The sequence below is a fragment of the Saccharospirillum sp. HFRX-2 genome (assembly GCF_043196805.1).
Lineage (GTDB): Bacteria > Pseudomonadota > Gammaproteobacteria > Pseudomonadales > Natronospirillaceae > Saccharospirillum.
Genome location: NZ_JBEBMU010000005.1, coordinates 127775 through 153105, shown reverse-complemented (window position 1 = coordinate 153105; position 25331 = coordinate 127775). Strand labels below are relative to the sequence as shown.

The following is a 25331-nucleotide window of genomic DNA, read 5'->3' as shown; positions in this document are numbered from 1 at the left end:
CTAACGGACTTATTCGATAACGCCGAAGATGTCGCTTTCGGTCATGATCAGCAGCTCTTCACCGTCCATTTTGACGGTGCTACCTGCGTACTGACCAAAGACAACGGTGTCGCCAACCTTCACATCCAGTGGCTTCACTTCGCCGTTGTCGAGGATACGACCATTACCGACAGCCAGGACTTCACCCTGAGACGGCTTTTCCTTAGCAGAACCCGGCAGCACGATACCACCGGCGGTCTTTTCCTCTTGCTCCTTGCGGCGTACCACTACGCGATCATGCAAAGGACGAATTTTCATGGATCCAATCTCCTAAAAATCACATGTTGGGAGGTTTTGTTGTTGGGCAGGTCAGTCGTTACCGAGTGACCCTGAATGCCAATGCTCCGGGTAAATGGGGACAGGGCTGTTCATTTCAACACCCGAAAGGAGAGGAATTTTACATTCGACACCGAGATCGGCGGTTGTGAGCATAAATCCGGGTAAAAACACCCTTAACCGCTTGGCCAAAGGGAAAGACACTGGGCCTTCAGTTCAGAACCACAGATGGCCGATGGGCATATCGGGGTCGTAACGATGAGCGATTTGTGCCTGCAGCAATTCAGCAGAAGCCAGAGCATCCATCAGCGCATGATGCGGCGGGTAATAAGGCAGATGATAACGTTCGCGACTGTCCGCCAGACGAATCGATACCGGCCGCCGGCCGATCAGGCGACGCCAAATACTGAGCGAACTGGTTCGGTGCCGGTCGGCTTCAATGGCCATGGTATCAACCACTGGAAATTCGATGCCCTTACCCAGACGCACCCGCAAGGCGGCATCGAGAAAACCGCGTTCAATGGCGCGGTGGTGCACCACCACGACGCGCCCGGCCAAGGCCTGCAACAACTCACTGAGGATATCGCTGACATCCGGCGCCTGGGTCAGGTCGGAATCGGTGATGCGATGAAAGGTAACGGACTGTCGCGACAACGGCAGCTGCGGCTGCACCAGCCAATGCCGGCTCTGTGGCAGCGCAATGCGTTGCAAGGTAAAGGGCACAATGCCGATGCTGACGATGGCGTGACGCTGGGGGTTCAGACCGGTGGTCTCGAAATCCATGGCGACAAAGGGCACCTCGCTGACCGGCGTCTGCGGGCTCACCATGCCGGCGCCATAATAGTCACGCAAACGCGGATCACGCGCGGTCTGATGCAAGTCAGCAAAGCGCGCCTGCCAATCCAGCAGTTCGGTTGACGGGACTTGTTGGCCCGGTGGTGGCAAGGGTGGCGACATCAGTTAATCCGGTTGACCTGATAACGCATGCGCAAAAACTTCTGCGCATTACTGATCACCTCAAAGGCGTCTTTGAGATTGCGTCGTTCAAATTGCGTCAAATGTTCCGGCTCGACGTTATTATCCGGCTCGCGTCCGGCTTCGATATCGAGCGCCTGATGACGGGCCCGAACCACGGCGATAAATTCCAAGGCATCGCGCATGTCATTGCCATTGCTATGACCGAGCACGCGCGATTCTGCGATGTCTTTTAAACGGTTAAAGGAATTTTGCGAGGTTGAACCACAGGCCAGCGCATGCACCCGTATTACATCGGACAGTGGCGCGGTGCCGCGTCGTTTCAGATTGATTGAGTTGTTGTGCTCGCCATCTTTTTCCATCACGAAGGTGCGGAAGAAACCCAGCGGCGGCGTTCGGTTCAGGGCGTTACGCGCCAGCGCCGCCAGAAACAGTGGTCGGTGTCGGGCACGGCCGGCGACCAGACGTTTCAGGCTTTCGGCAAAAGCAGTTTCGCCATAGACACCATCGAGGTCGAAGAAAATCGACGAGTTCAACAGCGCGCGCGGGTCGGGTTTGTCGATCCAGTCGGTAAAATACTGCTTCCACACCGACAACGGCTGACGCCACTGCGGGTTGGTCGCCATGATGCCGCCTTTGCAATAGGTGTAACCGCAGGCAGCCAGGCCATCGCTGACGCGGGTCGCCAGCAATTTGAAATACTCATCGTGCAGTTTGGGATCGAAGCGATCATCCAGCACCAGGGCGTTGTCCTGATCAGTGATGATGAACTGCTCATCGCGCGCCATCGAACCGGCCGCCAGAAAACAATAAGGCACCGGTGGCGGTCCCAGCTCGGCTTCGGCCAACTCCAGCAATCGACGGGTAAAGCTGCGCCCGATACCGGCCATGGCGCTGCCGATCATGTGCGAATTGGCGTCTTCATTGACCATGCGCACAAAGGCCGACTGGGCTTCCGGCGCCAGTTCCGCCAACTCTTCCACCGTCTGACGATGATGAATATGGCTGACGATATAGAGGCTGGATTGGGATTCGTAGCGAATGATGTCCGACAGACCGACCACGCCGATGGTTTCGTTATGACGCCGCACCGGCAGGTGGTGAATGTTGTGCCGCAACATCAGCAGCATGGCTTCGAACACAAAGGCTTCGCTGGAAATACTGACCACATCGGTCGACATAATGTCGCTGATCGGAGTGTCATAGCCCAGACCCTCCGCCAGCGCTCGGGTACGCAAATCACGATCGGTAATAATACCGACGGTGTTCTGAGCAGCGTCGTCGGAAGCGATGACCAAGGAGGACACACCTTCGTTGGTCATGATCTTCGCCGCTTCCGCCAGCGTTGCGGTGATCGGCGCGCGCACCGCTTCGCGTGACAGCAATTTATCCAGCCGCGAGGTCATTAATTCATTGCTTTGTTCGCGCTCCACGACCGCCGAACGCAAGCGCGACGGATCGTCGATTTCGACAAAGTCAGCAAAGACTTCCTGCGCTTCCCAAAGCCGATGAAACAACTCCGCCTTGATGTAATAAATCAGGGTGTCTTCAATTGCCTTGACCGGAAAGCGCACCGGCCGCCCCATCAATAACGCCCACTGGCCAAAAATTTCACCTTCGGCCTGGCGATTATAAAAATTGCCATTGCGCCGATAGACCTCCACCGCACCGCTGCGGATGTAGTGCAGATCTTCGATTGACTGGCCAAACTCGAGAATGGTGGATCCGGCTTTGAAGTAGGCAATCTCCACCTGACAAGCCACTTCGTCGAGCCATTCGTCTTCCAGACTGTCGAAAGGTGCAAAACGGCGCAGGTGTTCGCGTATTTCGATTTGTTCGACTTCCATGGGCCTGTTCGGTGCAGACAATTGAGCGCTGAGACTGGCAATGATTGCCCGGAAAATCAATTGCCCTGCTTCGCTGCGTGGCGATTCACCGACGGGCCGCGCTATCATGCCGCCATGATCAACGCCTTATTCATCGGCCCCGGTGCCATCGGCAGTTTGCTGTGCTGGCAGTGGCAGCAACGCCTGACGCCCTGGGTTTACCCGCATCGACCCGCCCTGACCCTGCCGCGCGCGATAATCGATGGCGCGGATGCGCACCCACTGCGCTGGCAATTATGGCCAGACGATAGCCACGACAAGCGCATCGACCTGGTACTGGTCTGCTGCAAAGCCAATCAGGTAAGCGACGCCGTAACTCCACTGCTGGGGCGCTTTGCTCATGCCACCTGGCTGCTCACCTGCAACGGCCTGGGCGCGCAACAATGGTTGGCAAATCAGCTTCCCGGCCAAGTCCTCTGGGGCTCCACCACCGAAGGCGCCCGGCCGCTTGGCGATGGACGTGTTCAACGCAGCGGCAGCGGCCAGACCTTGATCGGCCCGGCCGCTGCCCGGTCTCTGAGCGACCGCAGTTTTAGCATAGGACAAAGCCTGATCACGCCAGCGGGCCCGATGCCAATCAGCTGGCATGATGATCTGCTGCCGACGCTGTGGATGAAGCTGGCGATCAACGCAGTGATCAATCCCATCACTGCCTGGCATGGTTTGACCAATGGCGAATTGCTGGCGCCAACCTGGCGCGCTGAGATCGAAGCGCTGTGTGCGGAAATCTCCGCCGTCGCAATGGCCGGTCAACAACAACTGCCCGATGACCTGGTTGAACGCGTGCTGAGCGTGGCCCGGCAAACCTCCGCTAATCATTCATCCATGCGTGTCGATGTCGACGCCGGCCGCGCCACCGAAATCGACTTTATTAATGGTTACCTGGTGCGCCAAGGCTACGAAGCCGGCCTCAAAACGCCTAGACTGAACGACTGGTACCAGCGCTTACTCAGCCTGCAACCGGCGCAGACCTGATCACCGCCAAAAGGATCGTTCATGGCCCACTCCAATCTTTCTTTGCTCGGTCGTTTGCTCGCCTGGTTACTGGGCACAACGGCAGCGAGCAGTGCCGCCATTGGCGTGGTGGTGGTGTCCGGCCGGCATCTGGATGCAGTCATCGTGATCGCGTTGATCACCGCCATTTCCATGCTTTCTGCTGCGGTGCTGCTGCTGATCATGCGCCGCTACTTTCTCGCGCCGCTCAAGGTGCTGATGCACGTTTCCAATCAGGTCACCAGCACCGACGACATCAAACTACGCGCGCCCAAATACAAATCCGACGAGCTCGGCCGCGTCGTGGATGCCTTCAATGCCATGCTTGATCGCGTCGAAAAACGCGAAACCGAACTGACCGCCGAGCGCGATCGCGCCACCCAGGCACTGCAGCAGTCCGAAGCCATGACCGAAGAAGCCCAGCGCGCCATGCACAAGCTGGAATTTGAAGTGCAGGTACGGCAGCGCATCGAACGCAAACTGACCGACTTTCAGAATTACCTGAACGCCATCATCAACTCCATGCCGTCGGCGCTGATCGCCGTTGATGCCCAGTTGCTGGTGACGCAATGGAACCAGGAAGCCAGTCGACTCAGTGGCACCCGTGCGGATCAGGCTCTGGGCCTGCCACTGGCGGATGCATTTCCGCTGCTCGGTGAACATCACGATCTGGTGCAGCTGGCGCTGTCCGAACAAAGCCTGCAAAGCCGTCATAACCTGCTGCTGACGCTGCCCGATGAGCAACGCGTGCGGCTTAATCTGGTGATCTATCCGTTGCAGCAAACCGAAGCGCACGGTGCGGTGATTCGTCTCGATGACATCACCGAACAGTTCCGGCTCGAAGAAGTGATGGTGCAGACTGAGAAAATGATGTCGGTTGGTGGTCTCGCCGCCGGCATGGCGCATGAGATCAACAACCCACTGGGCGCCATTGTCCAGAACGCCCAAAATGTTCAGCGCCGGCTCGACCCCAGCCTGAAACGTAACCGCGAAACCGCGTCCGAACTGGAACTGGATCTGGAGCGTTTTCAGGCTTATCTGCAAGCACGCGATGTGCCTCACTTTCTCAATAATATTACTGAATCCGGATTGCGGGCATCGCGCATCGTCACCAACATGCTGCAGTTCAGCCGCGCCAGCGGTCATCAGTTACACCCTTACCCGATTGGCCAATTGCTGGAGCAGGCCATCAACATTGCGGTGAACGACTACAACCTTAAAGCCGGTTACACCGATCACAATCTGTTCGTGGACCAGGATTTTCGTGCCCCGGAAACCGAAGTGCCCTGCGTGATGACCGAACTGGAACAGGTGCTGCTCAACCTGCTGAAGAACGCCGCTCAGGCGATTCGCGAACGCTTTGAGACGCTGAACGACATCGACGAAGGCATCATCCAGATTCACCAATATCTGGATGGTGACGACTGCGTGATCGAAGTCAGCGACAACGGAGCGGGCATGAACGAAGCCACTCGCAAACGTCTGTTCGAGCCGTTTTTTACCACCAAAGAAGTGGGCGTCGGCACCGGCTTGGGCTTATCGGTCAGCTTCTTTATTATCACCGCCCACCACTATGGTCATATGAGTGTCGAGTCCGAGCCTGGTCAGGGCAGTCGTTTTATGTTGCGCCTGCCCTTGCAACTGCCAGAACCGGAAACTGTTGACGCTACCGCCCACTGACACAGGATTTTGTTATGGGACACCGCTTGTCCAAGATTTACACCCGCACCGGCGATGACGGCGATACCGGTCTGGGCTTGTCACAACGCATCGGCAAAGACAGCCTGCGCATTGCCGCCATTGGCGATATCGACGAACTCAATGCCTCAATCGGTTTCCTGGTGCAGGCGCTAGCGGTCGATCATTCCGACCAAGACCGGTTAAGCCAGATCCAGCATGATCTGTTCGATCTGGGTGGTGAGCTGGCCATGCCTGGCCATGAATTATTGGATGAGGTGTTGGTGGCCGAACTGGAAGCCGACATCGACCGCATCAATGCCGACTTACCACCGCTGAAAGAATTCATCCTGCCCGGCGGCAGTGAGGCGGCGGCGCGTGCGCACCTGTCCAGAACCGTGTGCCGACGCGCCGAACGCTCGTTAGTGGCCTTTAATCGTTCCGAGCAACCGGGGCACCAGCTGGCGCAGCATTACCTCAATCGACTGTCGGACTGGTTGTTTGTATTTTCGCGCCAATTGGCGCGAGCCGACGGCGGCTCCGAAGTACTCTGGCAAAGCCGACACAAGCGATAATTCGGGTACTCGGTCACAGACCGCCAGACTTTCCTCAACGAAGCTCTAAACCTTAGCGCAGGCCGGTCGATACGGTTTGCAGTATCCCTGATAACGAGAGTCACTGAATGGCGGCCATCATCCTGGGCAAAAACCTTCTCAGCGAAGACGAGCTGATTGAATATGCCTTTAGCAATGACAACAACAGCGACCTGAACCTGGGCCAATTACGCAGCCTGGCCGGGGAAGCGGCCATGCTGTCGTCGCTGATGCTGATCCGTATTATGAAAGCCGATCGCATCTACATCCCTACCCGCCCGTCTACTACCGGTCAGCCACCGAACCACTGAGTGCATCGGCAAGCCTTCCGTGCAGTAGCCGCTCTCCTGCTCATCATGGTAGATTAGCCGCCAATTACGGCGGCTTATGCCGTCTGTCGTCTGCAGCGACACAACACTGACTCCACTACTGACTCACTGAAGGGTTTTCGCATGAGCAATACGCCTGCCGATCTGAAATACCACGCCTCCCACGAATGGGTTCGCGATGAGGGCGACGATCTGGTCACCATCGGCATTTCCGACTTTGCCCAGCAACAATTGGGCGATGTCGTCTTTGTTGAACTGCCGGAAGTCGGCACAGCTGTGGTCGCTGGCGAAGCGGCGGCAGTGGTCGAATCCGTCAAGGCAGCTTCGGATGTGTATGCACCGGTCACCGGCACTGTCGTCGCCGTTAACGAAAGCCTTGAAGAAGCGCCCGAGCAGGTCAACGAAGACCCTTACGAAGACGGCTGGTTCTTCCAGGTGAAATTGAACGACGCAGGCGAATTGAAGGATCTGATGGACGCCGAATCCTACCAGGATCAGTGCGCCGAGGACTGATCCTCAGCCAGCCGTGGGCCGGACACGCCGCCGGCCCGTCACTGTGAATCATGGACCGTGCCGCCCTATGACAGACCCGCTTTCGCTAGAGCAACTCGAAGCCCAGGACGAATTCATTCAACGCCACCTTGGCCCGACGCCGACCGAACAGGCGCAGATGCTGGCCAGCTTGAACGTCACCAGTCTGGATGAACTGACCGAACAAATCCTGCCACCCGGTCTGCGACTCGAGGGTGAACTGAGCATCGAGCGGGCCACGGCCGAAAGCGATGCGCTGGATTATCTGCAAGCCGTCGCTCGTCAAAACAAGGTCTTTAAGTCGTACATCGGTCTGGGTTATCACGACACCCGGGTGCCGGCGGTCATTCAACGCAATGTCCTGGAAAACCCGGGCTGGTACACCGCTTACACACCCTACCAACCGGAAATTGCTCAGGGCCGATTGGAAGCGCTGCTGAACTTCCAGCAGACCATTACCGACCTCACCGCCATGGATTTGGCCAACGCCTCCTTGCTCGACGAAGCCACTGCCGCGGCCGAAGCCATGGCGATGGCCAAACGCTGCGTTAAAAACAATCCAGCCAACGTCTTCTTTGTTGATGAGAATGTGCTGCCCCAGACGCTGGATGTGATCCGCACGCGCGCAAGCTATATGGGTATCGAGGTCGTCACCGGCCCGATGGAAAGTGCGGCTGAGCAACCGGTATTCGCCGCCCTGCTGCAATATCCCGGCGCCAACGGGGAAATACGCGATCCACAACCGGTGATCGAACAACTGCATCAATGCAATGCGCTGGCGGTGGTAGCCACTGACTTAATGGCGCTGCTGATGCTGACACCGCCAGGTGAAATGGGCGCCGATATCGTGCTCGGTAACAGTCAACGCTTTGGCGTACCGTTGGGTTTTGGCGGACCTCATGCCGCCTTCTTTGCCACCCGCGAAGACTATAAACGCTCCATTCCCGGCCGGCTGATCGGCGTATCCAAAGACGCTCGCGGCCGCACCGCCTTGCGCATGGCGCTGCAAACGCGTGAGCAACATATCCGCCGCGAGAAAGCCAACTCCAACATCTGCACCGCTCAGGTTTTGCTCGCCAATATGGCGGGCTTTTATGCGGTCTACCACGGCCCGACCGGCCTGAGTCGCATCGCCCAGCGCATTCATCGCCTCACCGGTATTCTTGCCGAAGGTCTGGAAGCCAAGGGCATTCATCTGGTTAACAGCCACTTCTTCGATACGCTGACCATCGACCCTCAAGGCAATCGCGAGCTGATTTTAGAACGTGCCGCCCAGCGGCAGATCAACCTGCGTCAGGACGCTGATGGCAAGCTGGGCATCAGCCTGAACGAATGCACCAGCCGCGAAGATGTCGAAGAACTGTTCGATGTATTGATGGGCGATCACGATTTCTCAGTCGCAGAAATCGATCAACAGATCACCGACCAGGGCACCACCTTTATGCCCGAAAATCTCGAGCGCGAGAGCGGCTATTTGAGTCATTCGGTGTTCAACAGTCACCACAGTGAAACGGCCATGCTGCGCTATCTGAAGCGCCTGGAAAACCGTGATCTGTCGTTGGCGCACGCCATGATTCCGCTCGGTTCCTGCACCATGAAGCTCAATGCCAGTGCCGAAATGCAGCCCCTTTCCTGGCCGGAATTCAGCCGCATTCATCCCTTTGCGCCGCGCCCTCAGACCAAGGGCTATCGCACCTTGCTGGAAGAATTGGAAACCATGCTGCGCGCCATTACCGGTTTTGACGCCATCAGCATGCAACCCAATTCCGGAGCTCAAGGCGAATACGCTGGCCTGCTCGCCATTCGACGCTTTCAGCAAGCGCAAGGCGATGAACAACGCGATATCTGTTTGATTCCACAATCCGCTCACGGCACCAATCCAGCCTCGGCGCAGATGATGGGTCTGAAAGTGGTGGTGGTAAAAACCGACGCTGACGGCAATGTCGATCTGGACGATCTGCAAGCACGCATCGACGCCGCCGGTGATCGTTTAAGCTGCCTGATGATCACCTACCCCTCCACTCACGGTGTTTATGAGGAGGGTATCCGCGATATCTGCGAGCGAATCCATGCAGCTGGCGGACAGGTCTATATGGACGGCGCCAATCTCAATGCTCAAGTTGGCATCACCCGACCGGCCGACATCGGCGCTGATGTTGCGCACCTGAACCTGCATAAAACCTTTGCCATTCCGCATGGCGGCGGCGGCCCCGGCATGGGCCCAATCGGCGTTGCAGAGCATCTGACGCCTTATCTGCCCGGACACATTCTGGCTACCGAACTGGACTTAGCACCGGATCACGCTGTCTCGGCCGCCCCCTTTGGCAGCGCCTCCATCCTGCCGATTTCCTGGATGTACATTCGCCTGCTCGGCGCTCAGGGATTGCGTGAGTCGACTCAGGTTGCGCTGCTCAATGCCAACTACTTAGCCGAACGCCTGAAAGCGCACTACCCCGTTTTGTACAGCGGTCGCCAGGGCCGTGTCGCGCACGAGTGCATTCTCGATTTACGCCCGTTAAAAGCCGAAACCGGCATCAGTGAAGCCGACATCGCCAAGCGACTGATGGATTATGGTTTTCACGCACCCACCATGAGCTTCCCGGTGCCCGGCACCTTTATGGTCGAACCCACCGAGAGCGAGAACCTGGCCGAACTCGACCGTTTTATCGATGCGATGATCGCCATCCGCGATGAAATTAATCGGGTTGGCTCCGGCGAATGGCCTGCGGACAACAATCCGCTGGTACGCGCACCACATACCCAGGCTGATTTGATGGAAGATTGGCAGCGCCCTTATCCGCGTGCCCTGGCGTTCTATCCATTGGATTGGGTTGCTGACGCCAAATTCTGGCCAACGGTCAATCGCATTGATGAAGTCTGGGGCGATCGCAATTTGTTTTGTTCCTGCCCAAGTCCCGATGCTTACCAGGAGGATGAAAGCTGATGGAACTGATTTTGAGTATTATGGCCGCCGACCGGCCCGGTATTGTCGAACGCATCGCAGATGTGGTGGCAAGTCATGGCGGCAACTGGCAAGAAAGTCGGCTGGCCACCATGGCCGGTCGCTTTGCCGGCATCATCCGAGTCAGCCTGGAACAGGAACGCTACGGTGAACTGCAAACGGCATTACAAGCGTTGCGCGATGAAGGTCTCAACGTGCAGATCGAAGTCGGCGACAGCGATGCCGAAGCGGTGGAATCGCACTGGATCGAAGTGATTGGTAATGACCGCCCCGGCATCGTGCGCGAAGTCACTCGGGCGCTGGCCGCCGAACAGGTTAATGTCATCGACCTGGCCACCGACGTTGAACCGGCCTCGATGAGCGGCGGACTCTTGTTTAGAGCTCAACTGGAGTTGGGCCTGACACCGGGCCAATCGATGGACGCGGTGATTCAGGCGCTGGAAGATTTATCGCCGGATTTAATGGTCGATCGGCTGAATGACTGATTAGAAAAAACAGACGCTTGGGTGCGATAGGGTCGCCACCCGGACGGGAGACGGGAGACGGGAGACGGGAGACGGGAGACGCAAGTTAGTACAGTCGCCGCTAATTAGCGGCTCCCGTTAAGCGTCTCCCGTCAACTCAATCAACCCGGCGACAAACCACGCAAGCGCTCGGAACGACGACGCAACAATTCCAGCGTAGTCAGCAACAAAATCGACAGCATCACCATCATGGTTGCCACCGCCAGAATGGTGGGACTGATTTCTTCTCGGATACCCGACCACATCTGAATCGGAATGGTGCGCTGCTCCGGTCCGCTGACGAATAACACCACCACCACTTCATCGAAAGACGTGATAAACGCAAACAAGGCACCGGATACCACACCGGGGGTCACCAGCGGCAAAATCACTTTAAAGAAGGTGCGTGTCGGGTTGGCGCCCAGGCTCGCTGCAGCACGGGTCAGACTGTGATCAAAACTGCTCAATGTCGCCGTCACCGTGATCACCACGAAGGGAATACCCAAAGCAGTATGCGCCAGTATTACGCCCAGATAAGTCTGGCTCAGACCGACGCGCGAGAAGAAAAAGAACATCGCTGCGCCGGAAATAATCAGCGGCACTACTAAGGGTGAAATCATCAGCGCCATGATGGTGTTGCGGAACGGCATAAAACGACTCGATAACCCCAAGGCCGCTATGGTACCCAAGACAGTCGCCAGAATGGTCGAGGCGATGGCGATCAGAATGGAGTTTCGAATCGCCCCCAGCCAGGCACTGGAGGTAAAGAAATCCTCATACCAGCGCAATGAATAACCATCCGGCTGAAACGTCAGCATGGCTTCAGTGAAAGTGAAATAAGGCTCAGCATTGAAACTGAGCGGAATGATGACCAACAAAGGACCGACCAAAAACAAAAAGATCAGTGCACAGATCACCCGGAAGACGTAATACCAGACCCGTTCCGGGCCGGTTGCATAAGAAGGCACGGCCATCGGTTTACCCCAGCTTCACGTTATCAACGCCAATCAGGCGGTTGTAGATCAGATAGAACGCAATGACGACGAACAACAGGATGGAAGCAATAGCGGCTGCCAGACCCCAGTTCAAAGACGTCTGCATATGGTAGGCAATAAAGTTGGTAATAAAGATGCCGTCCTGACCACCGACCAGCGCCGGCGTGATGTAATAACCAATAGCCAGAATAAACACCAGAATCGAACCCGCTCCAATGCCCGGAATCGTCAACGGGAAATAGACCCGCCGGAACGCCAGGAATGGTTGCGCACCCAGTGACCGGGCCGCTCGCATGTAATACGGCGGTATCGTCTTCATCACCGAATACAGCGGCAGGATCATAAAGGGCAACAGAATATGCGTCATGGCGATCAGAGTGCCGGTCTTGTTGTAGATCATCGACAACCGACTGTCGTCGTCAATCAGACCCATGCCGACAAAGATATCGTTCAAAATCCCCTGCTGCTGCAGGATGGCAATCCAGGTCGTGGTACGCACCAGCAAAGAGGTCCAGAACGGCAACAACACCAAAATCATTAACAGGTTGGAATAACGCAGCGGAGAGTTGGCCAACAAAAAGGCAATGGGATAGCCCAACAGCAAACACAAACCGGTGATGGCAATACTCATCCAGAAGGTGCGTACAAAAAGTTGCTGATAGATCTGCAAATATTCAGGTTGCTCGACAATATCGCCATTACTGTCGAACTTCATATCCACCGCTGCCAAATAATAAGACAACGTATAAGGATCCGATTCGCGTTTGATCAGACGCCAAATATCAATATCGGCCCAATCTTCATCGATATCCAAAACGGCAGCCTTATAAGGGCCACTTTCAATACGGCCAGCACGACGCGACGTTTTCATAATCAGCGAGCGCATGCCGGATATTTCATAATTCAATCGGCTGGCAACCAACCCAAGATTGCGGGCTTCGCTACCCTCAATCAGGTCTTGTACCAAGGCTTCAAAGACGGCTTCATCGGGAACCGATTCACCATCCCAGTCTTCCAGCATGGCGGCGGTACGCACCAGTTGCGTATTCACCTCGGGGTTGTCGACACTGCGTTTAAGCATATCCAGGATCGGCATCACAAAGGCGATCAGCAGGAAAAGCAACAGTGGCGCCACCAGTAAAAAGGCACGCATCTGATTGCGGCGATTGGTCCGCATCAGACTGATCTTCAGAGGTACACCATTGGCCGTTGTCAGGCCTTTTCCAGCTCGGCTCACGCTGTTTTCAGTCACGTTACTGTCCTGTTACGGAAGGGAAGGTCGAAAGGTTGGCCGGAGCATTTAGCTCCGACCAACAGCCCTTAGCGGGCTAACTGTTAACGAGCCAACTATTATCGAGCCAACCAGGCGTTGAAGCGCTGGTTCAGTTCGTCGCCGTAGTCCGCCCAGAACTCATCATTCTTCTGGATGGCAGTGGCGAAGTTCGGGCCGTATGTCGGCATATGCGGCTTCATGTCGATACCGGTTTCAGCGTGAGTGCTGACTTCGGCGGCAGAAGAGGCACGGGCCGGGCCGTAGGAGATGTACTTGGCTTGATCAGCCAGGCGCTGGGTGTCGGTAGCAAAGGCCAGATAATCTTCAACCTTATCGAGCTTGCCCATCGGCACAACCCAACCGTCCAGTTCGAATACCTGTTTGTCCCAGATAATTTCGAACGGCTGGCCTTCGTTTACGGCAGCGTTAAACAGGCGGCCGTTGTAGGCAGAAGCGAACACCACCTCACCATCAGCCAACAGCTGCGGCGGCTGAGCACCTTCTTCCCACCAGATAACGCTGTCTTTGATGGTGTCCAGTTTGGCGAAAGCGCGCTGGATGCCTTCTTCAGTTTCCAGAACGTCATAGACGTCTTCGGTCGGCACGCCGTCAGCCATCAATGCCCATTCCAGGTTGTTGATCGGTGCCTTTTGCAGCGCACGCATACCCGGGAAGTCTTCCAGGTTAAAAACGTCTTCCATCAGGAATGGCTGGTTGTCAGCCGGGAAGGCTTCGGTGTTGTAGCCGATGACGTTGGAATAAACGATCTGCGGAATAAAGCATTCGGTCAGTGAACCTTCGATGAAGTCTTCACTGGGCAGCGTGCCGTCCGGCGCGGCCGCCAGCAAGGCATCGTGATCGATCGGTTCAACCAGACCTTCATCGCACGCAATGATGGCGTCAGCCGGGAGAATATCGACCAGGTCCCAGGTGACATTACCGGCCTGAGACTGAGCGCGCAGACCGGCCAGAGCGTTGGCAGATCGGTCGATGTTGACGATCTCGTCACCGGTCATATCCATCCAGGGTTGATGATAAGCCTGCTGTTGGCTGGCTGTGTAGGCACCGCCCCAGGATACGATGTTCAGTGTATCCGCCTGGGCCCAGGTACCGGCCAGGGACAGTACCGCCAGGCCTGCGAGGGCCTTCGGCACAATTACCGTCTTCGTCTTCATGGTTGAGTCTCCTGCATAGTTACCGGTGAATTCCGGTTTCATGATGCTGTTTATAATTATGGATGCGCTGTTCGATCACGCATCAAGGGCTCGACAATCGGTATGGGACCAGCCCACCCGAATCTTCTGACCACGCTTGAGCGATTGTTGGTTGACTGAGTTCGGCGTTTTCACCACGAACTCATCGTTACCGCAAACCGACACCCGCGTGCGCAGATGATCACCGAGATAAATCACATCTTTCACCTCGGCATCGAAAATATTGGGCAGTGCACCGTTGTCCGGATCGATCACTACCCGCTCAGGACGAATCGATAAGGTGGAATTCTGACCCGCCTGTTTAATCGCCACCGGCGTCGCGGCCACCACACTGCCATCGGGCAGTCGGACCTGACACTGCTCACCATTCAACTCCGCCACCTCACCACCAAAGCGGTTGTTCTCGCCGACAAAGGAAGCGACAAAGGCGTTTTGCGGGCGCTCGTACAATTCATCCGGCGTCGCCAGCTGTTGCACCACACCGTCATTGAACACAGCGATGCGATCCGACATGGTCAGGGCTTCACCCTGATCGTGGGTCACGTAAATCATGGCCACGTTTAATTCTTCATGAATGCGCTTAATTTCCAGCTGCATTTCTTCGCGCAGGTTTTTATCCAAGGCGCCAAGCGGTTCATCCATCAACACCAACTCCGGCTCGAACACCAAAGCACGAGCCAGGGCCACACGCTGTTGCTGACCACCCGACAACTGCGCCGGCCGGCGACCTTCGAAACCCTGCAACTGCACCATGCCCAGTGCTTTGTCGACTTTCTTATCGATTTCGCTCTTGCTGAATCCGCGCACTTCCAACGGGAAAGCCAGGTTCTCAGCGACACTCATATGGGGGAAAAGGGCATAGTTCTGGAACACCATACCAATGCCGCGTTTGTGCGGAGGCAGGCGGGTGATTGACTCGTTTTTAAGCAGAATCTGACCATGCGTTGGTGTTTCAAAGCCGGCCATCATCATCAGACAGGTGGTTTTACCAGAACCGGAAGGTCCCAGCAGGGTCACGAATTCGCCTGGAGCAACATCCAGATTGAAATCCTTCACGACCAACGAAACACCGTCATAACTTTTCTGAACGTTCTTGAACTTTGCGAATGGCTCCACGGGTTGATCCTGTCCAGTAAATTAACCTTATAGCTATAATTAACAGCCTTGTGAAACGGCGTCCAGTGTTGCGTTAAAAATCTTGATTGTTACTGATTTTTAACGGTTTTTTTGATTTATTTCGGTTCACAAAACCACTCAATCGCCCCAGTACGGTGCGAAAATGCGGCGCATTACAGCCCTGCCCCAAACAATGGTTCGACCAAGAAAGGTTAGCAATTTCCTTGCCTTTCCAAAGCTTTCGACAACGAAGCTTTTTTGGTCATTTTTCAACCGGCAAGCTCAGGCAGCAGCCCAAAAAAAAGCGAGCCGACTGGCTCGCTTTTTCTGATCAACTGACTATCCGCTTAAGAACGTGGTTCAGAAGCCAATCCCTTATAAAGGGTGTAGCAGCCAACCAGCAGCACCAGCGTAAACGGCAAGCCGGTTGATACGGCCATCGCCTGCAAGGCTGCCAGACCACCACCCAGAATCAGCGCAATCGCCAACAGACCTTCAAACGACGCCCAGAACACGCGCTGCGGAGTCGGGGCTTCCATCTTGCCACCGGCAGTAATGGTATCGATCACCAAAGAGCCGGAGTCAGATGAGGTCACGAAGAACACGATGACCAGAACGATGGCAATGAACGAGGTGATCTCAGCCAACGGCATGGCTGCCAGCATCTCGAACAAGCGCAGGTCCAGACCGGCATCAGCAACAGCGGTGTAGCCATCGTTGATGAACTGGTGAATAGCGGTACCACCAAAAGCGCTCATCCAGAAAGCACAGACCAACGATGGAATCAGCAGGACGCAGATGATGAACTCACGCACAGTACGGCCACGCGAAACACGCGCGATAAACATACCGACGAAGGGTGACCAGGAAATCCACCAGGCCCAATAGAAGGACGTCCAGCCCTGGCTGAAGTTAGCGTCATCACGCCCGAACGGCATGGACAGACCACCGAAGTTCTTGGCGTAGTTGAAGAGGTCACCGAAGAAGCCGGTAATGATCGCCAGCGTCGGGCCGACCAAAACCACAAACAGCAGCAGCAGAATCGCCAGCCCCATATTGATCTCGGACAGACGCTTAACGCCTTTCTCCAGACCAGCAACGACTGAAAACAGCGCCACCGAAGTGATGCCCAGCACCAGCACAACCTGAGTGGTCGCACCTAGTGGAATACCAAACAAGGCATTCAAACCGGCCGCTGCCTGAGCAGAACCCAGACCCAGCGACGTCGCCAGACCAAAGATGGTGGAGAACACCGCCAGGATGTCGATGATATGACCCGGCCAGCCCCAAACGCGTTCACCCAGAATCGGGTAGAAGATAGAACGCACGGTCAGCGGCAGACCCTTGTTGTAAGAGAACAACGCCAGGCCCAGCGCCAAAATGGCGTAGATAGCCCAGGGGTGCAGACTCCAGTGATAGATGGCGGCAGACATACCCAGATCAGCGGCGGCCAGTTGGTCGCCCGCAGCTGCGCCCAAGGGTGCCCAGTCAGAACGAACGCCGCCGTCACCCAGGCTGGTGCCACCCAAAGCGGCCTGGAAGTGGCCCATGGGTTCGGACACACCATAGAACATCAAGCCGATGCCCATACCGGCGGCAAACAACATGGCAAACCAGCCCGCGTAGGAATAGTCGGGTTTGGCTTCGGTGCCACCTAATCGAACCTTGCCCAAGGGTGACAACACCAGAAGCACACACACCAGCACGAAGATGTTACCGCTGAGCAAGAAGAACCAATCGAAGTTGGTGTACAACAACGACAGCAGGTTCTCAAACATCGGACCCACACTGCTTTGGAACGCCAGTGTCAGGAACACAAAAGCTACGATGACGAGACCGGAAATCATGAACACCCGGTTATGGATGTCGAGGCCAAACGGTCCAATATTCATCTTAATATTGTCCTGGCCTACCTGATAATCGGTATCGATCGGATTCGCCTCTCCTTCAGGAGGGATCATATCCGTGTTATCTGTCATTACAGTCCCCTACTCTAATCATCATGACGGAGTTTTATACGGCGGGATCCACCCGCCGTTGTCTCACGCGATGCGCTCAATTGCCGCAGCAAAAACCGACCGCATCGACAGTGATGACTTTTTATTTCGAGGTCTAAACACTACGGCATTGACAGAGTACTTACAACCCGATTCCCCCGCATTTCCTGCCTGCAAGCGACATGGAATGCGGGGTTAACGACGACGGAGCCGGGCCATAACGGGCTCAGGGAAGGGACGAGGTCAGTTGGGCGTCAGCGAATTGAAGGTCCGCCAAACGGCGATACAAGGGCGAGGATTGCAACAGTTCAGAATGACGACCGACGGCCTGAATTTTTCCCTGGTCGAGCACCAGAATGCGATCCGCTTCCAACACCGTGGCCAAACGGTGAGCGATAATCACGGTGGTCCGATCGCGCATCAAGACACTCAATGCCTGCCGCACCTGATATTCACTTTCGGCGTCCAGCGCGCTGGTTGCTTCATCCAATAACAGGATGGCGGGGTTTTTCAATATCGCCCGGGCGATCACCAGACGTTGCTTCTGACCGCCACTCAAACGCACCCCATTTTCGCCCAGGTAACTGTCGAACCCCTGCGGCAATGCCATGATGAAGTCGTAGGCATGGGCGGCCTTGGCGGCGGCGATCACCTCAGCATCGCTGGCCTCAGGACGACCGTAACGAATGTTGTGCCAGACATCCTGGCTGAACAACACCGGCTGCTGTGGCACCAGGCCAAATTGATCGCGCAAATCTTCCAGCGCCAGCTCGCGCACATCCTGCCCTTGCACAAAAACCCGGCCCTGCTGTGGATCGTAAAAACGCAGCAACAATTCGAACAGCGTGGATTTACCGGCGCCACTGGGTCCGACCAAGGCAATGGTCTCGCCACGCCGTACACTGAGCGACAGCTGATCCAGGGCGGGTTTATCGGGCCGGCTGGGATAGCTAAAACTGACGTCCTCTAAACGCATGGCTTCGGCTTGGTCGAGATTGGACAGCACCGGCTTATCCGGACTGGTAATCAGGGAGGGTTCCGCGAGCAACTCCATCAAGCGTTCGGTGGCGCCAGCGGCGCGTTGCACTTCGCCATAGACTTCGGATACGCCAGCCACACCGAAAGCGACCATAACGGCATAAAACACAAAAGCCGCCAGTTCACCGCCGCTCATCTGTCCGGTCATCACATCGTAACCACCGACCCAGATCATGGCGGCGATAGCGGTGAAGGCGAGCAGAATCACCACCGCCATTAAAAAAGAACGCTGACGAATGCGTTGCCGGGCTACCGCCAGGGCTTCGTCCACCTCAACCTGAAAAGCCTGACGTTCAAAATTTTCCCGGCCATAACTCTGGACGGTTTTAATCTGGCGGATAATTTCGCCCGCGTATGTGCCCACATCGGCCACGCTGTCCTGACTGCGCCGGCTCAGCACTCTTAATTGCCGACCCATCAGCATGACCGGAATCAGTACCGCCGGAACGCCAAGCAACACCACTGCCGCCAGTTTGAGATTGGTCACCACCAGCATGATCAAACCGCCGGTCACCGTCAGCATATTGCGCAACGCAAAGGACAGACTCGAGCCGATGATGGATTGCAGCAAGGTGGTATCGGTGGTCAGCCGCGACATGATGTCGCCGCTTTGATTCTCTTCGAAGTAACTGGGATGCAAACGCACCAACTGAGCAAAGACATCGGCGCGCAAATCGGCCGAGACTTTCTCGCCCAGCCAGGTCACCAGATAGAAACGGGTAAAGGTACCGATGGCCATGGCGACAACCAGCACCATCATCAGACCTAAGGTTTTATTCAGCGCATCGAGCGAGGCCGCCAGCAATCCCTGATCGATGACCAGACGCACGCCCTGCCCCATCAATAAGGTCAGACCGGCGGTTAGCACCAGTGCCAGAATGGCACCGATTAAAATGCCACGATAACGACTTAAATAAGGCCAGAGCTGAGCCAGAAAACCAAAAGGCAGTGAGGATGGGACGGTGGGTTGGCTGGACATGAGGATCCCCTTTCATAGATGCTGCCACCATCTGGGCCCGACCCCGGCAATACAAGCACAGGCGGGCCGAAAGTGACTTCTGGACAGCATCCCAACGGAGCCCTCTTTTTATGGCCAAATCCCCGCTAGCCTTGCTCAGCAAAGAGCAACGCGAACACCTCAATCATCATTGCCAACAGTGGTTTAACAAGGAATTGAACGTCGAGCTGGGGCAGTTCGAGGTCGAGTCTGTGATCGACTATTTTATCGAACAACTGACACCGGCCATTCATAACCGCGCAATTGCTGAAGCCTCGACGCTGGTGCGTGAATACCACGCCCGAATCGAAGACGACCTCTATGCGTTGGAACAAGCCGAACTCGGCTAGGCGTCGCTCAGACCGGACCATCCAGCAAGGCGGCCGGAGCCTGCTGACAATCGGCTTCAGCAAAGGCCGCTTTTAGGCTGGGGTAGGCGTTGATCAATTGTCTCAGTCGGGCCGGATCGCCGGTCGTCAGCAAGGTGGTTTGAGGCGCCTGTCCCGGTGCTGGTTGGTAACGCCGGCCGACTTCAGCGGCGATGGCCTCGCCGGTATCAATCAGACGAACCCCGGAACCAATCAAATCCTGAATGCGTTCACGCGCCAGCGGATAATGCGTGCAGCCCAGCACCAGCCGATCGATACCCGCCTCCACCAGACCCGGCACATATTCGTGCAATAACCGATCGATATCCGGGTTATCCGGACCACGCTCAATGGCTTCGGCCAGATGCGGACAAGACTGATTAAGAATGCGGGTATTGGGGTTAAAGCGCGCCGCCAGATCCTGATAGCGCGTCGAAGCCAGAGTGTTTTCAGTCGCCAGAATACCGATGGTACCGGTGCGGCTGCCCAGCGCTGCGGGTTTGATGCCAGGCTCAACACCGACGATCACCACCGGTAAGCGATTGCGCAATGTTTCAATGCAGTGCGCCGTGGCGGTGTTGCACGCCACCACCAAGAGGGTCGCTCCCTGACGCAGCAGCCAGTCGGCGATGGCATCGCAACGCTGCTGCAACAACCAACTGGGCTTGGCGCCGTAAGGCGACCAGCGCTGATCGGCGACATACAACAAAGGGGCCTGCGGTAATTGCTGGCGAATCCAGCGTAATACCGTCAGTCCCCCTATACCTGAGTCGAAAACCCCGATCACAGCTGCTACTCCCGTTCAATCGAGGCAGCAAGCCTAAGGTCAGACCGAGGCGAAGTAAACTCAGATAAGTTGCAAGGCTTCCTCGGCACTCAGGTATTCCAAACCGAGGTCTTCGGCGACGCTCTTATAAGTCAATTTACCGCGACACACATTCAGTCCCGCCAGCAGATGCGCATCATCCATCATGGCTTGTTTGGCACCTTTATTGGCCAGCGCCAGCGTAAACGGCAAGGTGGCATTATTCAGCGCCATGGTCGACGTCCGGGCGACCGCGCCAGGCATATTGGCAACGCAATAATGCACCACCTCATCGACCACATAAGTCGGTTCGGCGTGCGTGGTTGCTTTGGAGGTTGCAAAACAACCGCCCTGATCGATAGCAACATCGACCACCACCGCACCCGGCTTCATGCGTTTAATCAACTCGGCAGTCACCAACTTGGGCGCAGCGGCACCGGGAATTAATACAGCGCCGATCACCAAGTCAGCTTCCAGCACCTGCTGCTCCAAAGCTTCGCGGGTAGAATAGAGGGTGCACAGACGATTGCCATACTGACGATCCAGGGCGCGCAAGGCATCGATATTCTTATCCAGCACCACCACTTCAGCGCCCATACCAACCGCCATGGCAATGGCATTTTGACCAACAACGCCACCGCCAATAACGACAACCTTGGCAGGCGCCACACCCGGCACACCACCGAGCAACAAACCACGGCCACCCTGAGCTTTTTCCAGACAGTGAGCGCCCGCCTGAATCGACATACGGCCGGCGACTTCGGACATTGGCGCCAGCAATGGCAGCCGACCGGCGGCATCGGTGACGGTTTCATAAGCGATGCAGACCGCACCGGATTCGAGCAGGTCGTGGGTTTGCTCCGGGTCCGGAGCCAGATGCAGATAGGTGAAGAGGGTCTGGTGGGGTTTCAGTTTCTTGCGTTCGATCGCCTGGGGCTCTTTCACCTTAACGATCATCTCAGCCCAATCGAAGACCGCATCGGCGCTGGGCAAAATCTCAACACCGGCGGCCTGGTATTCCTCGTCGCTAAAACCGATGGCGCTGCCCGCTGCGGTTTCAACGCCAACCTGATGGCCGTGGTGGATCAACTCGCGTGCAGCTGAAGGGGTCAGCCCCACGCGGTATTCATGGTTTTTGATTTCCTTGGGAACGCCAACTTTCATCGCAGCCCTTCTCCTGTTGAATGGATTTGGCCAGGCCCGCTTCCGGGCTCAGGCAACCATTTCAGTATAGAAAGTCCACTTCAAAAAGGGGTTCTGTATTAAGCCGAAGAAACAGAAAAAAAACCAGGATTAAACAAGATCAGGCAAATTATTTCTCTGCAAAATACAGATATTCCAGCAATAAAGCCTGCTTAATCCGAGCCCGGGTTGAGCTGACGCACCGAATGACGCTCGATCAGGCGGGGCGTAAAACGACGCGGTTGCTCAACCGCAGGAAAGCGCTCGTCCAGATCATGCAACACCAGACGCGCGGCCAGCGCGCCCATTTCACCAATCGGATAACGCACCGTGGTCAAACGCGGCGACAGCAGGCGAGCCAGAATAACGTCATCGAAGCCGACCACCGAAATCTGTTCCGGCACCGCATAGCCACTGTCTTTAAGCATATTGATTGCACCACCGGCCATGGCATCGTTATAGGCAAAAACAGCGGTCAGATCGGGACTGCGTCTCAGCACCTCCGCCATCGCATCGTGGCCGCCGGCCTCATCGGGAAAGGCCCGAACCTGATCACGACGGTTCGCCTCAAGCCCAAATTCAGCCAAAGCCCGCTGGTAACCGCGCTCACGATCGGCGCCATCTTCGATGCCTCGGTTAGAACCGATGTAACCAATGCGTCGATGACCACGCGCCAACAAATGGCGGGTCGCCAGATAAGCGCCCTCTTCGTTGTCCAGATAAACACAACGTTCTTCGAATTCGGGCAGCAGATGATTGATCAGCACCACCGGCGTCGAACCTTTTAACAGCGTCGCCAACTCTTCTTCCGGCAGCGCTTTGGCGTGAACAATCAACGCATCACAGCGACGTTCGAGCAAAAACCGGATGGATTCACGCTCCTGTTCGGCCTGGTGATAGCCCGCCGTCACGATGACGTGTTTGCCCGCGTCCAACAGCACCCGGTGCACACCGGCCATTAATTGCGCAAAAAACGGCGAATCGATTTCACCGACCACCAGCCCGACGCAATCGGAACGCTGACTGACCAGCGCCCGCGCCAACGAATTGGGTCGATAGTCGAGCGCCTGCATGGCAGCCAACACCGCCTGGCGTTTATCGGGAACGACGGAATCGGGGTGATTGATGACCCGTGAAACCGTGGAAATCGAGACTCCAGCCTGAGCGGCAACGTCTTTAATGGTCGACAAACAGCCGTCCTCTGTTGATAAAACCGAGCCACAGTCTGACCGCTTTCCAAGAGCGACACAACGGCTGGCATCCGAGCCACTTGAAAACGTTTTCAAATGACTTAGACTGAGCCAAAAATAATATCGGAGGCCTTCATGACGGCGCCACAGTTCGATGCACAGGATCATCCGCATCGCCGCTACAACCCTTTGACTGATGACTGGATACTGGTCTCGCCCCACCGTGCCAAGCGCCCTTGGCAGGGTCAGACCGAAGTTCCGGACAACGCCGTCCAGCCGAGCTACGAGCCGAACTGTTATTTGTGCCCAGGCAATGAACGCATCAGTGGAGAAACCAATCCCCACTATCAGGATACCTACGTTTTCGAAAACGATTTCGGCGCCCTGATGCCTGAATCACCCAGCGAATCTGGCAACGCCGACGACCCGTTAATGCGCGCCCGTCCTGAAGCGGGGGTCGCCCGAGTCATTTGTTACAGCCCGGATCACAGCCTTACCTTGCCAGAATTGCCGTTGCCGGCCATACGCGCCCTGGTCGATACCTGGATCGACCAGTTGACCGATCTGGGTCAGCGCTACCGCTGGGTGCAGCTGTTCGAAAACAAAGGCACCTTGATGGGTTGCTCCCAGCCGCACCCGCACGGTCAGGTCTGGGCCAACTCCAGCTTGCCATCACTGCCGGCACGCGAAGATCAATGCCAGCGCAGCTATAGCGACGACCATCAACGACCCATGCTGCTCGACTATGCCTTGCGTGAAGCCAAAGACGGCGCCCGAACCCTGGTGCAGAACGACCACTGGATCGCCGTCGTGCCCTACTGGGCCAGTTGGCCATTCGAAAGTCTGGTGCTGCCGCTGACTCATCGCCGTCATCTGGATGAACTGAGCGATGCCGAAAAAGACAGCCTGGCCGACTTACTGAAACGCCTGACCAGCCGTTACGACAACCTCTTTCAAACCAGCTTCCCCTACTCCATGGGCTGGCACGGTGCGCCTTGTGATGACGAAGATCATGATCACTGGCAAGTCCACGCTCATTTCTTTCCACCCTTATTGCGCAGCGCCACGGTGCGCAAATTTATGGTGGGTTATGAAATGCTGGCCGAAGCCCAGCGAGACCTGACACCAGAGCAAGCGGCTGAACGTTTACGCGCGGTCAGCGACCGTCACTTCCGGGAGCGCAGTGCATGAACCCTTTGGCTATCGAAACCCGAACTGCCTTCGAGCGATTGTTCCAGGTGCCGGCCGAAGCCAGCTTTCTGGCGCCCGGTCGGGTGAATCTGATCGGCGAACACACCGATTACAATGATGGCTTCGCGCTGCCGGCGGCGATCGATTTTTACACCTGCCTGGCCGGGCGTGCGCGCAAGGATCGGATGATTCGCCTCTGTGCGCTGGATCAGGGTGAAAGCTGGTCACAATTCAGTCTGGATGAGCCCATCGAGCACGATCCCAAAGCGCCCTGGTCCAATTACCTGCGCGGCGTCTGCAAGGTGATGCTCAGTTCTGGTTACCAACTCAGCGGCGCCGATCTGCTGATACATGGCAACATTCCTCAAGGCACCGGCTTAAGCTCCTCGGCTTCTTTGGAAGTGGCGACCGCCCGCGCCTTAACCGGTTTCAGTGGCGAGTCGCTCGATGGCCCGGGCGCCGCCCGATTCGGCCAGCGCGCGGAAAACGAATTCGTCGGCATTCAGTGCGGCATCATGGACCAGTTGGTGTCAGCCTGTGGTCTGGATGGACACGCTACGTTAATCGACTGCCGCTCACTGGATATCCGCCCGGTTCGCCTGCCCGAGGACGCGGCCATCGTGGTGATCAATTCGCGCATTCAGCGCGGTCTGGTCGACAGTGAATACAACAGCCGTCGCCAGCAGTGTGAACAGGCAGCTCATATTCTCGGTGTGGCCAGTCTGCGCGATGCCCGCCCGGAAGATCTGCTCAGCCATCACGCCGAATTGCCGGCGGTTACCGCTCGTCGGGCGCGTCATATTCTGACCGATAATGAGCGCACTCTGTCGATGGTCGACGCACTGGAAAGCAGTGACTGGCAAGCCATCGGTGAACTGATGGCCGCCAGCCACGCCTCCATGCGTTACGACTTTGAAATCACTTTGCCGGCCATCGATGAACTGGTCGATGCCGTCGCCCAGGCACTGCAAGGTGTCGGCGGCGTACGCATGACCGGTGGTGGCTTTGGTGGTTGCATGGTGGCTGTGGTACCGCGCGCCAAGGTCGATACCGTCTTGGCGGTGGTGGAGCGCGGCTATCCCGATGGCCGCAAGCCGGCGCCGGTCGCCTATGTTTGTCAGCCGGTCGATGGCGCTTTCTAGTCTGGCTGGACTTGGTTAAAGCCAGCTTACACAATGCGCCTTCAGTCATTCTCAGGAGC

General features: G+C 56.5%; 22 protein-coding genes. 10 read left to right on the top strand and 12 right to left on the bottom strand.

Annotation, left to right across the window (positions count from 1 at the left end; all coding sequences use genetic code 11):
• Positions 1-9 precede the first annotated feature (9 nt).
• From groES to ABMA60_RS12260, 3 genes are all read right to left on the bottom strand, one after another.
• The gene (gene groES, locus ABMA60_RS12270; RefSeq protein WP_392803453.1) at positions 10-297 is read right to left on the bottom strand and encodes a co-chaperone GroES; all 288 of its coding nucleotides are present in this window, start codon (positions 295-297) and stop codon (positions 10-12) included.
• Between the two features lie 234 nt (positions 298-531).
• Positions 532-1272, bottom strand: a complete 741-nt coding sequence (locus ABMA60_RS12265; protein ID WP_392803451.1) for a 3'-5' exonuclease — start codon at positions 1270-1272, stop codon at positions 532-534.
• Entirely contained in the window at positions 1272-3137 is a 1866-nt protein-coding gene (locus ABMA60_RS12260; RefSeq protein ID WP_392803449.1) for a DUF294 nucleotidyltransferase-like domain-containing protein, read from the bottom strand. Before ABMA60_RS12260 ends, ABMA60_RS12265 begins: the two co-directional genes overlap by 1 nt.
• A 21-nt stretch (positions 3138-3158) precedes the next feature.
• Here ABMA60_RS12260 and ABMA60_RS12255 point away from each other — a divergent pair, with 21 nt between their 5' ends.
• From ABMA60_RS12255 to ABMA60_RS12225, 7 genes are all read left to right on the top strand, one after another.
• A complete protein-coding gene (locus tag ABMA60_RS12255) occupies positions 3159-4151 on the top strand; it encodes a ketopantoate reductase family protein (protein WP_392803447.1) in 993 nt (330 codons plus the stop codon).
• Between the two features lie 21 nt (positions 4152-4172).
• Positions 4173-5849 carry an ATP-binding protein gene (locus ABMA60_RS12250; RefSeq protein ID WP_392803445.1) on the top strand — a complete coding sequence of 559 codons (1677 nt, stop codon included), beginning with the start codon at positions 4173-4175 and terminating at the stop codon, positions 5847-5849.
• A gap of 14 nt (positions 5850-5863) precedes the next feature.
• Positions 5864-6421 carry a cob(I)yrinic acid a,c-diamide adenosyltransferase gene (locus ABMA60_RS12245; RefSeq protein WP_392803443.1) on the top strand — a complete coding sequence of 186 codons (558 nt, stop codon included), beginning with the start codon at positions 5864-5866 and terminating at the stop codon, positions 6419-6421.
• A gap of 107 nt (positions 6422-6528) precedes the next feature.
• Entirely contained in the window at positions 6529-6750 is a 222-nt protein-coding gene (locus ABMA60_RS12240) for a hypothetical protein (protein WP_392803441.1), read from the top strand.
• 141 nt (positions 6751-6891) lie between these two features.
• The gene (gene gcvH, locus ABMA60_RS12235; protein WP_392803439.1) at positions 6892-7281 is read left to right on the top strand and encodes a glycine cleavage system protein GcvH; all 390 of its coding nucleotides are present in this window, start codon (positions 6892-6894) and stop codon (positions 7279-7281) included.
• A gap of 67 nt (positions 7282-7348) precedes the next feature.
• Positions 7349-10243 (top strand): aminomethyl-transferring glycine dehydrogenase, encoded by a 2895-nt coding sequence (gene gcvP, locus ABMA60_RS12230; RefSeq protein WP_392803437.1) that lies wholly within the window; start codon positions 7349-7351, stop codon positions 10241-10243.
• Positions 10243-10746 carry a glycine cleavage system protein R gene (locus tag ABMA60_RS12225; protein ID WP_392803435.1) on the top strand — a complete coding sequence of 168 codons (504 nt, stop codon included), beginning with the start codon at positions 10243-10245 and terminating at the stop codon, positions 10744-10746. Before gcvP ends, ABMA60_RS12225 begins: the two co-directional genes overlap by 1 nt.
• A 140-nt stretch (positions 10747-10886) precedes the next feature.
• Here the strand turns inward: ABMA60_RS12225 and ABMA60_RS12220 are convergent, their stop codons facing one another.
• From ABMA60_RS12220 to ABMA60_RS12195, 6 genes are all read right to left on the bottom strand, one after another.
• Positions 10887-11738, bottom strand: a complete 852-nt coding sequence (locus tag ABMA60_RS12220) for an ABC transporter permease (RefSeq protein ID WP_392803433.1) — start codon at positions 11736-11738, stop codon at positions 10887-10889.
• Between the two features lie 4 nt (positions 11739-11742).
• Positions 11743-12996, bottom strand: coding sequence for an ABC transporter permease (locus tag ABMA60_RS12215; RefSeq protein ID WP_392803431.1), 1254 nt, complete (start codon positions 12994-12996; stop codon positions 11743-11745).
• Between the two features lie 113 nt (positions 12997-13109).
• Positions 13110-14207, bottom strand: a complete 1098-nt coding sequence (locus ABMA60_RS12210) for an extracellular solute-binding protein (protein WP_392803429.1) — start codon at positions 14205-14207, stop codon at positions 13110-13112.
• 75 nt (positions 14208-14282) lie between these two features.
• Positions 14283-15362 (bottom strand): ABC transporter ATP-binding protein, encoded by a 1080-nt coding sequence (locus ABMA60_RS12205; protein ID WP_392803427.1) that lies wholly within the window; start codon positions 15360-15362, stop codon positions 14283-14285.
• A gap of 347 nt (positions 15363-15709) precedes the next feature.
• Complete coding sequence (locus ABMA60_RS12200; RefSeq protein ID WP_392803425.1) at positions 15710-17341, bottom strand: BCCT family transporter; 1632 nt, start codon at positions 17339-17341, stop codon at positions 15710-15712.
• Positions 17342-17585: 244 nt separating this feature from the next.
• Positions 17586-19376 (bottom strand): ABC transporter transmembrane domain-containing protein, encoded by a 1791-nt coding sequence (locus ABMA60_RS12195; protein ID WP_392803423.1) that lies wholly within the window; start codon positions 19374-19376, stop codon positions 17586-17588.
• A 110-nt stretch (positions 19377-19486) separates the two neighbouring features.
• Here ABMA60_RS12195 and ABMA60_RS12190 point away from each other — a divergent pair, with 110 nt between their 5' ends.
• On the top strand, positions 19487-19744 hold the full coding sequence (locus ABMA60_RS12190; protein ID WP_392803421.1) for a DUF2164 domain-containing protein: 258 nt from the start codon (positions 19487-19489) through the stop codon (positions 19742-19744).
• Positions 19745-19751: 7 nt separating this feature from the next.
• Here the strand turns inward: ABMA60_RS12190 and murI are convergent, their stop codons facing one another.
• The 3 genes from murI to ABMA60_RS12175 all read right to left on the bottom strand — a co-directional run bounded on the left by murI (position 19752) and on the right by ABMA60_RS12175 (position 22939).
• Positions 19752-20549: a glutamate racemase gene (gene murI, locus ABMA60_RS12185; RefSeq protein WP_392803419.1), complete on the bottom strand. Its 798-nt coding sequence runs from the start codon at positions 20547-20549 to the stop codon at positions 19752-19754.
• A gap of 60 nt (positions 20550-20609) precedes the next feature.
• On the bottom strand, positions 20610-21731 hold the full coding sequence (gene ald, locus ABMA60_RS12180; protein WP_392803417.1) for an alanine dehydrogenase: 1122 nt from the start codon (positions 21729-21731) through the stop codon (positions 20610-20612).
• Positions 21732-21922: 191 nt separating this feature from the next.
• Complete coding sequence (locus tag ABMA60_RS12175; RefSeq protein WP_392803415.1) at positions 21923-22939, bottom strand: LacI family DNA-binding transcriptional regulator; 1017 nt, start codon at positions 22937-22939, stop codon at positions 21923-21925.
• A 135-nt stretch (positions 22940-23074) separates the two neighbouring features.
• On the opposite strand from ABMA60_RS12175, the gene ABMA60_RS12170 reads away from it, so the two are divergent.
• Together ABMA60_RS12170 and galK are read left to right on the top strand one after the other, a co-directional pair.
• Positions 23075-24130, top strand: coding sequence for a UDP-glucose--hexose-1-phosphate uridylyltransferase (locus ABMA60_RS12170; protein WP_392803413.1), 1056 nt, complete (start codon positions 23075-23077; stop codon positions 24128-24130).
• Entirely contained in the window at positions 24127-25272 is a 1146-nt protein-coding gene (galK, locus tag ABMA60_RS12165; protein ID WP_392803410.1) for a galactokinase, read from the top strand. Before ABMA60_RS12170 ends, galK begins: the two co-directional genes overlap by 4 nt.
• Positions 25273-25331: the final 59 nt, after the last annotated feature.